Below are 14,205 nucleotides of genomic sequence, written 5' to 3' on the forward strand. Positions count from 1 at the left end.
ACATTAATTGAAAACAAAAAATCTTTTTACGTTTACAAATCAAAATAAAGTTGACTTTTAGACAAATTAATCTGAAATTATGAATCATATTTTTGCAATTTTTATAATTGATGTATCAAATAAAAAAGGAGTTTGGTCATGCTTGAACAAGCACACCTAGAAGGAACCTCAACTGACACAGATTTTCAGCAGTCTGAGCATCAACTGCCTCATCTTGCTTCTTATGTCTATGGAACTTGGCATTCGTCTGACGAAGAATTACGTACCGTTTATCATGCCATTACAGGTGAATCGATTTATGCCGTAAGTAGTCATGGCATAGATATGAAGCGTGTTGTTCAATATGCCAAACAGAATGGTTCAGAACTGGCTAACTGGACGTTTCACCAACGTGCCAATGCGTTAAAACAGATTGCCCAACATTTACTTGAACGTAAGGAAGACTTCTACAAACTTGCTTATGCGACAGGCGCAACTCGTAAAGATGCATGGATTGATATTGAAGGCGGGATCCAGACATTATTTGCTTATTCAAGTCTGGTTCGCCGTGAACTCAATGATGAAAAAATTATTACTGAAGATAGCTGGATTCAACTCTCTAAAAATGGGACTTTCGGCGCTAAACACATTTTAAGCCCTAAAGCAGGTGTTGCCGTTCACATTAATGCTTTTAACTTTCCAATTTGGGGAATGCTTGAAAAGATTGCACCCGCTCTACTAGCAGGCGTGCCATGTATAGTGAAACCAGCAACCGATGGTGCACAATTAACTCAAGCAGTTGTAAAAGCCATTGAAGAAACACATGTCTTACCAAAAGGCGCACTACAACTCATTTGTGGTCAAACTTATGACCTGTTCGACCACCTAGGCCCACAAGACTGTGTCACCTTTACAGGTTCTGCTTACACAGGTCAAAAACTACGTAACCACCCTCACCTCAATAAATATTCGATTCCATTTAGTATGGAAGCCGACTCGGTAAACAGTGCAATTTTAAGCCCTGAGGCAAATGAAGAAACTGTCGATTTATTTGTGCGTGAAGTCTTCCGTGAAATGACCACCAAAGCAGGCCAAAAATGTACTGCAATTCGTCGTGCTTTCGTTCCTGAAAACTTGTTAGCGACTGTGCAAGAAAAGCTAACTGCCAAACTTGCTAAAGTTGTGGTGGGCGACCCTCAAAAAGAAGAAACCACCATGGGTGCTTTAGCGAGCATTAAACAAAAACATGACGTTGCAGAAAAAGTTGCCGAACTCAGCAAAGATGCAAAAATTGTTTTTGGTGGCAACGATAGTTTTACATTTAATGCAGATCATCCTGAAAAAGGTGCTTTTTTCGCTCCAACTTTATTACTCTGCGAACAACCTTTACAAGCGACACATGTGCATACCACAGAAGCTTTCGGTCCGGTATGTACACTCATGCCATATCAAAACATTGAAGAACTCGCTGACCTTGTTTCACGTGGTGAAGGTAGCTTAGTGGCTTCTGTCGTTAAAAATAATGGTGAGAATATTGAGCAGATTATTCAAAAAATCGCGCCTTGGCATGGCCGTGTGCATGTACTCGATGCAGAGTCAGCAAAAGAAAGTACAGGACATGGTTCTCCATTACCGCATTTAGTACACGGCGGCCCTGGTCGTGCAGGTGGCGGTGAAGAGTTAGGTGGTATTCGCGCGGTTAAACATTATATGCAGCGCACTGCAATTCAAGGTTCTCCAAATAGCTTGACGCAAATTACCCACTCGTGGACTGCTGGCTCGAAAGTTAACGAAGACCGTGTACATCCATTTAAAAAGTCTTTTGATGAGTTAGTGATTGGTGAACGTTTATTAACGGCGCGTCGCACCGTAAGCGAAGCAGATATTGTTAACTTTGCTGGTTTAAGTGGTGACTACTTCTACGCGCATACCGACAAAATTGCAGCTGCCGAGTCTTTCTTTGGAGAGCGTGTGGCACATGGATATTTCATTGTGTCTGCTGCAGCAGGTCTATTTGTAGATGCAGCACAAGGTCCAGTTATCGCCAATTACGGTATGGACAACTTACGTTTTGTTGAACCGGTTAAAATTGGTGACTCGATTCAGGTTGAACTCACCTGTAAACAAAAAACACCTAAACCACAAAAAGACCCATCTCAGCCTGCGCATGGCGTTGTGGTATGGGATATTAAAGTCAAAAACCAACGTGGTGAACTTGTCGCAACCTACGACATTTTAACTTTAGTTGCTCGCGAGGCTTAATGTTTAAAATGAGAAGGGGCCACCTCGTCCCCATCTCATTTTTTTTAACACTCAATCGCGTTAACAGCGAGGCCACCTTTTGAAGTCTCTTTATATTTCTCTGACATATCTCTACCTGTTTCCTTCATGGTCTGAATAACTTTATCTAAAGTCACAAAATGCTCACCTTCATCATGAAGTGCCATTTGTGCTGCATTAATCGCTTTTACAGCCGCAATTGCATTTCGTTCAATGCAAGGCACCTGAACCAAACCACCAATCGGGTCACACGTTAAACCCAAGTTATGTTCAAGCCCAATTTCAGCCGCATGTTCCACTTGCTCAGGTGAACCACCCAAAATCTCGGCTAAACCCGCCGAAGCCATCGCACATGCCGAGCCGACTTCACCCTGACACCCTACTTCTGCACCAGAAATAGAAGCATTGAGTTTACATAAAATGCCGACGGCTGCCGCACTTAGAAAAAAGCGAACCACTTTATCTTCAGAAAAGTCTTTAGAAAAAGTCACGTAGTAATATAAAACTGCCGGAATAATCCCTGCTGCACCATTTGTAGGTGCCGTCACCACTCGACCGCCAGCAGCATTTTCTTCATTTACCGCTAAGGCAAATAAATTGACCCATTCCATCGCATGGAAAGTCGTCACAATCAGGTTTGAGTTTTTCTTATTTAATAACTTGTCGTGAATTTTTTTAGCCCGACGTTTTACGTTTAATCCGCCCGGTAATATGCCTTCATTAATTAATCCGTTGTGAATGCACTGCTGCATCACTTTCCAGATTTCCATAATCTTGCTACGAATCTCAGTTTCACTACGCCAGCTTTTTTCATTTTCAAGCATTAACTCACTTACTGTTAAATGATAAGTTTTACATAAGCTTAAAAGTTCAGCCGCACTGTGAAATGGATATGGAACCTTAACGTCGTTGGTTTCAGTCTGGGTTTGTGTTAATTGCCTTTGACTAACAATAAAACCACCACCAACCGAATAGTAAGTTTCTGCATATAAAATTTCTTGAGCTTCATTATAGGCAATCAGTTCCATTGCATTGGGGTGATAAGGCAAAGATTCATCTAAAAAAAGCACATCATGCTTATAGTCAAAACAAATACTCTTTTGTTGATTAAGCTGGATGGCTTTATTTTCAATAACATCTTCAATCAAGCTTGTGCTCAATTGAGTATCGATATGTTCAGGGTCAAAGCCCATTAAACCTAACAGAACAGCCTTGTCTGTTGCATGACCAACACCCGTTGCTGCAAGCGAACCGTATAACTTCACCTGAACTCTAACCGTTGCTTGTAAATTGTTTTGTTTAAATAAATCATCTACAAAACTGTTTGCCGCTCGCATTGGTCCAACTGTATGGGAGCTAGATGGGCCGATGCCAATTTTAAAAAGATCAAATACACTAATAAACACTGGGTCCTACCTTAGATTCATTATTATTCGTATGTTCGTCATTATTGTGTCCTTACGGATAGCTCTAAAATTATCATTAAGCCAAATACAAATCACGAATAACTCTTAGGTAGTCGCACAAAAAGACAACGGTTGAACAAGAACCCTAAGCTCATGAGTCCATAGTCATAAATTTTAAGACTTCTATTTTTTAGTAGGTGTTTAAAACGATTCTTAAATTAATTTAATGCATCAATTTGTATAAATAACAAACAGCATATATTAGCCATTAGTCGCACGCCCCTATTTTTACTCATTTTTACTGGTAAAGTGCTTTACATGGTTTGATACAACCTACTTAACTCAGATGCATAATTCACCTGTTCTTGCATCTGAATTTTTTCTGCCTCTAGTCCGCTAGGGGCTTTTTTTTGAATAGCTGAAAAATAATAAAAGCCCATCTTTTGACAGGCTTGTTCATTAGATCTTGGTTCAATTTTTAATTAAAAAATTAACCACAGTTCGCGTTGGTAATTTTTTTTGTTGCTGGATCAATGGTAACAGTGACACGGTTTGTACGATAATCCATTGTCATTGGCTGACCTGGAGCGACTCGACGTACAATTTCTGATTGAGTCTTTTGTTTGATTTGGTCATCGGTTAAGCCTGATTGTCCTACTAATTTTTGAGCTTCTTCAGCTACGCAGTTAGCTTGGTTGTCGCGGAATAATTTCCACTCTTCGACCACTTGACCATTTGGCAAATGACAGTAACCAACCTGACCATTTGCCTCATTTCTAATTTCTAATTTTCCACCTTGCTCAACACAATATTTACTTGCTGGGTTTGGTGAACCAATTTTTGGTGGAGTTAACTCTTTATGTTGTACTGCTGAGCAAGCCGTTAACGAAACAAGTGCTAAACCAAGAAAGATAATTTTTTTCATAAATTTTACTTCTTACTAAAAAAGCTAAAGATATCAAAAAAATTCATGTTTTATATGACTTATTTACAATAAAAAACCTTTATAGATAGCGGCTTACAACACATTAAGTTATTCCGATCGGTAAATTATAATCAAGATTTAAAGCCTAAAATCAAGATTTATGGTCTTTCTAAAATACGTGGTCCAGAGCCTTCTTGTCCTAATTTATCATCTGGATTTCTTAATGGGCACTGCTCTAGAGAGAGGCATCCACATCCAATACACCAATCCATCTCATCTCGCAGCCGCGTAAGCTTTTGAATACGCTCATCCAAATTTTTCCGCCAGTCGAGAGATAACTCTTTCCATTGCTGTGCAGTTAATTTAGATCCCATTGGGTACTTGCTTAAAGCTTGTTTAATTTCCTCTAGTGGAATACCCACAGTTTGCGCAATTTTAATGATCGCTATGTAACGCAAAACCACTAAAGTAAAACGGCGCTGATTTCCATTGGTCCTAATACTTTTAATTAAACCTTTTGATTCATAAAAATGAAGTGTTGAAACGGCAACGCCACTACGCTTTGCAACTTCACCTACAGTCAACAAACGGCTCTGATTCGTTTCAGTCATTTTTATTAATCTCAAGTTTAGTTGAGGTTTTATAAAAGCATGAGAAAACTTTGTCAAATGAGAAATATAAATTTTAATCATTCATTTATGAGGATTGTTTATAACAACTAAAATTTATTAAAAGTATTTAGCACTCAATAATGCATAAAAAACAGACAATGTTTTGAAGTCAAATTTTATTAGACCTTATAAAATGCTATTGCCTTCTTTCACAACCACATATCCAAAACATGTTGTAAACAAATGGCATAGGAGCACCTAATGGATAGACTTTAGCTTCTTCAATTTTATATGTCTTTTTTCTTGATTCGATATGTAAAATATTATCGCAACGAGCAATCACTATTCCTTTTTTATATAATTTTTTTCTTTCATTTTTTGCATCGAATTTATATACCAAAAAGTAAACTTTTTCTCCTACTCCTATCTTTGAATGATTAACCATAATGTAACCATTACAATACTTACATTGCCAATCGTCCATATCTTAAAATATCACATACTCAAATTAGAAAAACATAATAACTGTTATATTATAAAATTATTAAAAACATAAATCTAAAAAATAATTGAATTTTAAAAAATAATACTTATTTGTGACATCCATCACACTAATTTCCAATCAAAATGTGAAGAATAAATACCTAAAAGACAAATAGTTACAGCAATGTAGAATTATCATCATTTCTAGTGCCCCATAATTTTTCTTACTATAAAATTAAAAACCACACCTTTAATATTAGGTTAATATAATATATTTATTATATTAATAGCATTGAATTTTATTTAATCTCAATTAATATTACAAAATAAAAAATTAAATATTTTCATCTTAAATTGAAAAAAATTCATTCCAATATGATTTTAAAAAACTTAAAATATATAGAAACATAAGTTAATTTTAAATTATGACCATTCAACGTCAAAAAATCGAGCTCCCATTAGGACATAATAAACTATTACTTCATTCATGCTGTGCGCCTTGCTCAGGTGAAGTAATGGAAGCATTAATTGAATCCGAAATAAATTTTTCTATATTCTTTTACAATCCGAATATTCACCCAATAAAAGAATATCTTATTCGTAAAGAAGAAAATATTAGATTTGCAGAAAAACATAATATTCCATTTATTGATGCAGATTATGATACAGACAACTGGTTTGCGCGTGCCAAAGGTATGGAAAATGAACCTGAACGCGGTATCCGATGTACCATGTGTTTTGATATGCGTTTTGAACGTACTGCTTTATATGCTTATGAACATGGGTTTAGCTTAATCAGTAGCTCATTAGGGATTTCAAGATGGAAAAATATGACGCAAATCAATGATTGTGGGATTCGTGCTGCTTCTCACTATCCTGAAATTCAATACTGGGACTATAACTGGCGAAAGAATGGTGGCTCTAGTCGCATGATCGAAATTAGCAAACGTGAAGAGTTCTACCAACAAGAATATTGTGGTTGTGTATATTCTTTACGCGATACAAATCGGTGGCGTATGAGTAATGGCCGAGATCGTATTAAACTAGGCGTTAAGTTTTATAGTAATGCTATGGAAGAAGATTAAAACTATTCTATATATTTAATCTTATTAGTTTATTTATTTTGTTAGCTTTTTAAATTTTCCATAAAAAGAGCCACATCTGGAGAATGTGGCTAAAAGGTGTACTTAGATGAGCTTTGATGTTTTTAGAATAATAAAGCTAGCTTAAAATAAGATTAATATTATTTTAAATTTAAAATATTTTCGCTATTTAGTTAAATTTCATAAAATTATTAAATTTTACTGAATAATTTACTTTATTTTTTAAAAAGTAAAATTAACCAATCTTTCATATATAGTTTAAAAAACTCGCTATTTTATTTGTCTAAAATTAAAGCCAATTTCTTAATATTTTCTATAATTTCCTCAGCTTGATGCGCAGCATAGCCTAATAAAACAGCAGCCTTTTTCGGTGTTCGTTGACAATATCGAGATAGAGGCTGAACCGTCAAACCCAAAGTCGAACAATGTGTAATAAATTTTTGCTCAGTCCATGCGCCTTTTAACCAGCATATAAGATGAATGCCTGAGTCTGTGGGTTGAACATCAAGTATGTCTGGAAGATACTCATTAATTGCTTTAATTAGTGTCTGCTGGCGTTCATAGCACGCTTTTCGAACTTTTCGCACATGCCTAGCATAATGACCTTGTTGTATAAATAGCGCTAAAGCAACTTGTTCTAAATATGAACTTCGCACGTCAGTATAATATTTAGCGGCACTAAAGGTTTCAATTAATGCCTCAGGTACGACCATGAAACCTAAGCGAAACTCAGGAAACATCATCTTGGTAAAAGTACCAGAGTAAATAACACGTTGCTGCTGATCCAAACCTTGTAGGGCTTGGATGGGGTGAGTGCCATAGCGGAATTCACTATTATAATCATCTTCAAAAATCCATTTTTCTGCTTTATTCGCCCAATCTAATAATGCAAAACGGCGAGTCAAACTTAAAGTTCCACCTAAAGGAAACTGATGTGATGGCGCAGTGTAAACAAGTTTGCTTTTTAAATAATACTCTGTAATGTCAGAGACTTGCATACCCTCTTCATCACTCTCGATTAAATTGACCTGAGCTCCAAAACTTTGAAAAATATTAAAGGCTGCATCATAACCCGGCTCATCTAGGCACACTTCATCATTTGCTTGAAGTAAGGCATAGGCAGTCAAATGAATAGCCTGCTGAGTCCCATTTACAATTATGATTTGCTGTTCATTACAATTCAGCCCACGGGTTGAACGCACATATTCGCAAATTGCCTGACGTAAAGGTAAATAACCACGAGGGTCATGAAATTGACCCAATTGATAATAAGATTGTCGCCAAGCTTGAGTTAATAGCTTCCCCCAAAGCTGATGCGGAAACAAGTCAACACAGCCCACTCCCACATGGAACATTTTTTTCTTTTGACTTGACGATGACTGCTCTCGCCATGAAGCCAATAATGCTTCTATATTCGGATTAATATTTAAGGTATGAGTCTTACTTGTTGTCGTTTTTTTTGAACTTTCTTGGATATGTATGAGTTGATCTGGTACAACCTCAGCAACGTAAGTCCCTGAACTCGGTTTAGTAAATAAATATCCTTCGTCGAGTAAACGTTCAAGTGCAGCTAATACAGAATTTCGTGAAATCGACATCATGTCTGCTAAAGCACGACTTGAGGGTAATTTTGTTCCGGCAGTGAGCCTTCCATCTAAAATAGCATCACGTAGAGCTGAATATAGTCCGTTTTTAATCTGGCCCTTTGGCAAAATTAAATGTGGAAAAGGCGCAGAAATTGAAGCAGCCATAACAAAACTGGTACTGTAAAAAATATCAAAAGTGTACCTTATAAAAATACCACTTTCAAAACTACACTTCAGTTGTCAATTTTTCATTACTTAAGAAATAGAGTGTGTTTTTTATGCAAAATCAAGATGTTCAAATTACCCCTGTTCAGCAACAAGACTATTCACAGTGGGAAAAATATTGGCTAGCCTATCAAAATTTTTACCAAGTTAGTTTGCCTCTTCAGGTTACAAAAATAACTTGGGATCGTTTTTTTAATGAAAAAGAACCTGTGTATTGTGCCGTTGCTAAACAGGGCGAACATGTTTTAGGAATTGTGCACTATGTTATTCATCGCTCAACATGGGCAGAGAATAATTACTGCTATTTAGAAGACCTCTATGTTTCACCTGAAGCCCGGGGGCAACATATTGGTAAGCAACTTATCGAATATATTCAGAAGCAAGCCATTGAACAAAACTGTGACCGTTTATACTGGCATACACAAGAAACCAATCATACGGCTCAAAAACTCTATGACTGGATTGCACAAAAACCAGGTGTTATTGAATACCGTATGTCTTTAACCTAAAAAAGTAAAAACACCAAAAGCTTTAATTCTTTTGGTGTTTTATTTTTAACCCAAAATAGTGTTTATTTACTTCTTGCTGCGAATAAGCTGACTTACTTTGTCATTCACAGTTAAACATTGGTTAAATGCTGCGAAGCGTTTAAGTTCTTGATCTAACTCGAAAAAGAAATGCTCTTTATCTTTTACTGTTTTTTCTAAATGTAAGCTAATTACCTCTAACTCTTTCACACTCCGATGTGCTTTACAGTCGATTCGGCCGACCAACTCATCTTGGTAAAGAATAGGTAAACAAAAATATCCAAATACACGTTTGGCTGCTGGTACATAACATTCGATCCGATAATCAAACTCAAATAAAGAAGTTAAACGGTCACGATGAATAAGCGAGTTATCAAAAGGTGAAAGTATTTTTAAACCAAAATCAGTCTCCACTTTTTGTTCTATTGCAGCTACATCCACATACAGGGTTTGACCATCGGCAAGTTTAACCGCTGATACAACACCAACATCAACCTGCTCTTTGAGCACAATACGCATAGCCTCTTTTAAATCATTTTTCTTTAAATGAACTAATTGTTTCCATGTAAATGCCCCATGTGCTCGAAGCGTATTATTAAATAAATACTGCGCATATTCGTAAAGTGAAGGCATTCTTAAATCAATATTTTCAGGCAAGCAACGCTCAGTCAAATCATAGACTTTTTCCATGCCGTTACGCTCACAGATCATCAGATCGCCCTGCATATATAACTGCTGAAAAGCACGGCGACCCGGACCTGTATTCCACCAATTCCCTAAACTTTTTTTATTTTTCTTGTCTATATCACGTAGCCGAATTTTACCTTCGGCACGAACACGCGCCAATATTTCATTCATCAGGTGTTGATCACCTCTATTGAAATAACGACTTTCTCCATTCTTAACAGACATCATGGCAGGCAAAGCATAGCGATAATCTTTCATAGGAAGATACGACGCCGCATGATACCAATATTCAAAAATCTGACCTTCACGAACCAAACTGTTTAAATGACTTAAATCGTACTCAGGCACTCGGCTCCACAATATATGGTGATGAGCACGTTCAACGACAGAGATGGTATCAATCTGCACATATCCTAAATGTTCAATCGCCTGTAAAGTTCCAGCTATGCCTGTCTCAAATAGACTATTTTTTCCTAAGCCTTGTTTGAGTAAGGCAATTTTTTTCAATGAAGATGTCATAAAAACCAAATATTGTTGTATTCATTTAAAATCTAAAAATTTCAGTATTATCCTAACACTCTTCTTTAACCTTATTTGTAGCCAAATAGCATTTCTTTAGGTAGATAATATTGTCGACTCACTTAAAATTTGATAGTTGAATCTTGCTATAACTTTCAGGTGCCAGCCTTACCACTAAAGCCATCACGAGCAGCACACAACATAAATGAAAAATCCATCCCGCTTTATAAGCGCATGTAAAGTCATGCAATGCTGCTAAAACCCAAGGTGGTATTGCCGCAAGTAAAAAACCTCCACCTTGCATAAGTGCAGATAAAGCTCCTGCATTGCTAGGTTCTTTAAAATGGTCAAGTGCAACAATAAGTGTTAGAGCAAAACAGCCTCCCAAGCCAATGCCTAAACAAATTGCCCATAAAATAGCTGCAAACTCGGGCATAAATGCAAGTCCAGAAAAACCAGCAAATTGCATGAATAGAGTAAACCATAGCCATGGACGGCGATCTTTATATTGTCTAGCTAAAATAGGCAAAATTAATGCTGATGCTGCTTGGCTTAAAGCAAGTAAAGCGAGCAATTTTCCACTTTGTCCACTACTCCAATCATGATCTTGAAATGAAGGTGCTAACCAAGCAACAACCGAAGAATAACCACCATTAACGAGCCCAAAGCACAGCATTAATAACCATGTTCTAGGTTTCTTTAACAACTTATTTACAGGTGCTGGAGGTGTATTCGAACTTACGATAGAGGGTAAAAAAATAAATGTTGAGATTAATGCCAATACAGCTGGTATAGCAAAGAAAGCCAGTCCGACAGACCATAAACCCGTTATATTGGAGACTACAGGTGCTAACCATGCGCCTAAAGCACCACCACCCATAAGCATGGCTGAATAAAGGCCCATCATCGGTCCAATATGTTGACTGAACTCTCTTTTGATAATGCCAGGAAAAGCTGCTTGTATCAGCGCGACGCCTAAACCAATTACGACTGCACTGGTAATTAAACCCTCAGCAGTAGGAAATAAAAATCTTAGTACGCATCCAATAAAAATAGTCAGTAAGGAGCCCAAAACAACGCTACGTTCCCCAACCACGCTCTGCACGATTGGCCCAACAAGGGCTATAACTCCCATCAACATCATGGGTAATAAAGTGAGTAAAGCTATTCCTTGTAGACTTAATCCAGTTTCTGCCCGAATACTGGAGACTAATGGACCAATATTCGTTATAAAAGGTCTTAAATTAAGTCCAACCAAAGCGACTGTTACAATGAGCATGGGACGTGTCAAGAAAGCTCCAGACTGCTTCATTACTCTGAGCCTGACTTATTGGTTTGATAATTTTGCCAAAGGACATAAAGATCGGTGCGGTCTTCAAATCGAACGGGTACATATTCAATTTTCATAGTCTGCTCAGTAAATGGTTTTGCAAGATCAGCATATATTTCAGCTGTAGATAAACCAAAGGGTGTTCCGTCTTCATTAGAATATGCATAGTGAACTGCTTTGATACCTGCTAAACGCATTGCAGCCATACACATTGGGCATGGATGTCCACTTGCATACACCGAGCAGCCTTCTAAGTTAGCAGATCCTAAAACTTGACTAGCTGCACGAATTGCAAGTAATTCAGCGTGAGCCGTTGGATCATTAGTCGTCAAAATTTGATTTACACCCGAACCAATTACTTTCCCATCTTTTACAATTACTGCGCCAAATGGTCTGCCGCCTTTTTCAATATTGTGATAGGCAAGTTCAATCGCTTGGCGTAAAAACATTTGATTTTCTTTCATCATTTATCCTCAACCAACTTTGCGCCTGCTAAAAAAGTAACTTTCAATTTCACGGTATTCACTTGAACAAGCATGCTGTACCAACGAGCAGATTGATTCATATAAGAAACTTAAGTATGAAAAGATCTAAGTAAACTTTAAAAGTAGAACAATTTGGAACTAGAATAAGCGTGCCTAAAAGTATTTGGAAATTAAATTATTTAATCGATTGTATTAAGATTATAAATACTTAAGCGTTCCGCTCTTTGCCTAGTTGGTGATAATTCTTATGTTTGACCCTCGTCTTCTTCGTGCATTCGTGACTATTTTCGAAAGTGGCAGTTTTACCGCCGCTGCTGATAAGTTACACCTGACACAATCAACGATTAGTCAGCAATTGGCACGTCTTGAAGAATCTGTTGGTCATTCTCTTATTGATCGCACATCACGACCTTTACAATTGACTGCCTCAGGTGAATATTTAATTGGTTATGCTCAAAGGATTTTGACACTTCAACAAGAAGCAGAGGCCGTTCTAAAAGATCCAGCAGGTAGTATTCCTATTCGGATTGGCGTACCAGAAGATATGATGAGTACCGCTATGGCAGAAATTTTCGGCATGTTCGCACAAGCCCATCGGTCTATTCGTTTAGATGTTACTTCTGGCCTAAGCCGTAACCTAACAGAGCGTTATCGAAATGGTGAGCTGGATATTATTATTGTAAAAGAACCAGCCGCTAGTGCTGATTGTTATGCATCTTTTCCAGAAGAAATGGCTTGGTTTGAAAGTGAAAATACCACCACACCGATGTCCGATCCAATTCGTTTAGTGACTTTCCCCCAAGGAGGACTTTATCGAGACGAAATGTTTGAAACCTTAGAACGTGAACGAAGACGTTGGTATATTGCTTTTACAGGCAGTAGTTTAGAAAGTGTTTTAGTGAGTGTTGAAACGGGTTTAGGAATATCTTTACTCCCTGTAAGTACCACTATAGGTCGTCGTGTACGTAAATATAAGTCGTTAGGCGAAGCTTCACCTATGGTAGTTTCAATTTACACATGGGAAAAAGCTGGGATGATTTCCCAGCTTGCTGATAAGATGACTACTTTATTACACGATCGTTTCGAATCGCTCTCTTAAGCTTTTAACTTATTTCATTTAAGCTTTCAGCAATTAATTTTTCCGCCATTTCCTGAGTTTTCCTCAAACCAGGCATTCTATACTCCGTATGACCATAGTCTTGTATAGATTTCCAGCGACCACCCCATGTCAGTCCAACTGACTCTGCAACTTGCCCATACAATCGGTACCCCTGCATAGCCCATGGATCACGTTCAGAAATAACAACTTTACCATTTCGTTTAAATGCTACATCTGCCGCTAAACCAAATTGATGGTAACTCTGATACCCTTTTGCCTTGGTTGTATTCGGGTTGCCTGCCAACATATTTTGGCGCCCTGGGCTGCGATAACCTTCAAGCAAAACAAGTTCATAACCATATTGCTCTTTCATAATTTTAAAGACCATGAGTAAACGCTGCTTATAGCGTGGGTTCATTTTGTCCCACTTACGATTGACCATGTTGGTATCTAAAATTGCACGACCATCAAAACTTGCTTTATCAATAGGTGAAGAATTGATTGCACCACTGTCTTGAGAAGCATATTGCTGTTCTAATTGCGTCGCTTCAACAATTGCCGCTTCAATCAGACCTTCATCAACTTCAGGCGGTGGTGATAAGATTTCTCCATTTAATAACGCATAAATTTGCGGATCAGTTTTTTTCAAATATTCGGCTTCAATCCGAGTTGAGCTAATTGGGCGAGTAAAAGCAAAAACTAAAATACTGGCAAATAAGAAAAATCCTGCAATTACAATCCACCATTGCTGCAAATGCCAATGAGATTGTAATTTTTCAGGTGCAGCTGCCTGATTCATGGTTTGGGCAAATTGCCGTACTTGATTCAGTTGTCGACGCCCTTGAGGTAATAAAGATAGAACAAATGTTCTACCCTTACTTCTGAGTTCGTAAGACATTAAAAATGCCAGCCCTATAGCAAGGCAGGCAAAACAAAAGAAAATTAGAAAAATCATCATGA

The 14,205-nt window shown here is 37.5% G+C and carries 13 protein-coding genes; 4 read left to right on the forward strand and 9 right to left on the reverse strand.

All coding sequences use genetic code 11. The annotated features are described in order from the left end of the window. Positions 1-138 precede the first annotated feature (138 nt). Positions 139-2,241 carry a phenylacetic acid degradation bifunctional protein PaaZ gene (gene paaZ / locus NE363_RS11400; protein WP_445535084.1) on the forward strand — a complete coding sequence of 701 codons (2,103 nt, stop codon included), beginning with the start codon at positions 139-141 and terminating at the stop codon, positions 2,239-2,241. Positions 2,242-2,285: 44 nt separating this feature from the next. Here paaZ and NE363_RS11405 read toward each other — a convergent pair whose 3' ends face one another. The 4 genes from NE363_RS11405 to NE363_RS11420 all read right to left on the reverse strand — a co-directional run bounded on the left by NE363_RS11405 (position 2,286) and on the right by NE363_RS11420 (position 5,685). Beyond that, positions 2,286-3,665, reverse strand: coding sequence for an L-serine ammonia-lyase (locus tag NE363_RS11405; RefSeq protein ID WP_445535085.1), 1,380 nt, complete (start codon positions 3,663-3,665; stop codon positions 2,286-2,288). Between the two features lie 490 nt (positions 3,666-4,155). Then, a complete protein-coding gene (locus tag NE363_RS11410) occupies positions 4,156-4,590 on the reverse strand; it encodes an I78 family peptidase inhibitor (RefSeq protein WP_445535086.1) in 435 nt (144 codons plus the stop codon). Between the two features lie 158 nt (positions 4,591-4,748). After that, positions 4,749-5,201, reverse strand: a complete 453-nt coding sequence (gene soxR, locus NE363_RS11415) for a redox-sensitive transcriptional activator SoxR (RefSeq protein ID WP_019457597.1) — start codon at positions 5,199-5,201, stop codon at positions 4,749-4,751. 196 nt (positions 5,202-5,397) lie between these two features. Next, positions 5,398-5,685, reverse strand: coding sequence for a hypothetical protein (locus NE363_RS11420; RefSeq protein WP_004702430.1), 288 nt, complete (start codon positions 5,683-5,685; stop codon positions 5,398-5,400). A 424-nt stretch (positions 5,686-6,109) separates the two neighbouring features. On the opposite strand from NE363_RS11420, the gene NE363_RS11425 reads away from it, so the two are divergent. Next, on the forward strand, positions 6,110-6,769 hold the full coding sequence (locus NE363_RS11425) for an epoxyqueuosine reductase QueH (protein ID WP_004702432.1): 660 nt from the start codon (positions 6,110-6,112) through the stop codon (positions 6,767-6,769). 293 nt (positions 6,770-7,062) lie between these two features. On the opposite strand, the gene pdxR is transcribed toward NE363_RS11425, so the two are convergent. Further along, complete coding sequence (gene pdxR, locus NE363_RS11430; protein ID WP_445535087.1) at positions 7,063-8,538, reverse strand: MocR-like pyridoxine biosynthesis transcription factor PdxR; 1,476 nt, start codon at positions 8,536-8,538, stop codon at positions 7,063-7,065. 113 nt (positions 8,539-8,651) lie between these two features. On the opposite strand from pdxR, the gene NE363_RS11435 reads away from it, so the two are divergent. Further along, complete coding sequence (locus NE363_RS11435) at positions 8,652-9,107, forward strand: GNAT family N-acetyltransferase (RefSeq protein ID WP_445535088.1); 456 nt, start codon at positions 8,652-8,654, stop codon at positions 9,105-9,107. Between the two features lie 66 nt (positions 9,108-9,173). Here the strand turns inward: NE363_RS11435 and NE363_RS11440 are convergent, their stop codons facing one another. From NE363_RS11440 to NE363_RS11450, 3 genes are all read right to left on the reverse strand, one after another. Further along, entirely contained in the window at positions 9,174-10,331 is a 1,158-nt protein-coding gene (locus NE363_RS11440; protein WP_445535089.1) for a winged helix-turn-helix domain-containing protein, read from the reverse strand. Positions 10,332-10,449: 118 nt separating this feature from the next. Beyond that, positions 10,450-11,643 (reverse strand): cyanate transporter, encoded by a 1,194-nt coding sequence (locus tag NE363_RS11445; protein ID WP_445535090.1) that lies wholly within the window; start codon positions 11,641-11,643, stop codon positions 10,450-10,452. Then, a complete protein-coding gene (locus NE363_RS11450; protein ID WP_068935607.1) occupies positions 11,643-12,125 on the reverse strand; it encodes a nucleoside deaminase in 483 nt (160 codons plus the stop codon). Before NE363_RS11450 ends, NE363_RS11445 begins: the two co-directional genes overlap by 1 nt. A gap of 268 nt (positions 12,126-12,393) precedes the next feature. Here NE363_RS11450 and NE363_RS11455 point away from each other — a divergent pair, with 268 nt between their 5' ends. Beyond that, complete coding sequence (locus NE363_RS11455; protein WP_445535091.1) at positions 12,394-13,245, forward strand: LysR family transcriptional regulator; 852 nt, start codon at positions 12,394-12,396, stop codon at positions 13,243-13,245. Positions 13,246-13,249: 4 nt separating this feature from the next. On the opposite strand, the gene NE363_RS11460 is transcribed toward NE363_RS11455, so the two are convergent. After that, complete coding sequence (locus NE363_RS11460) at positions 13,250-14,203, reverse strand: M15 family metallopeptidase (RefSeq protein WP_019457589.1); 954 nt, start codon at positions 14,201-14,203, stop codon at positions 13,250-13,252. Positions 14,204-14,205: the final 2 nt, after the last annotated feature.

It is taken from the genome of Acinetobacter sp. G18 (assembly GCF_052660225.1).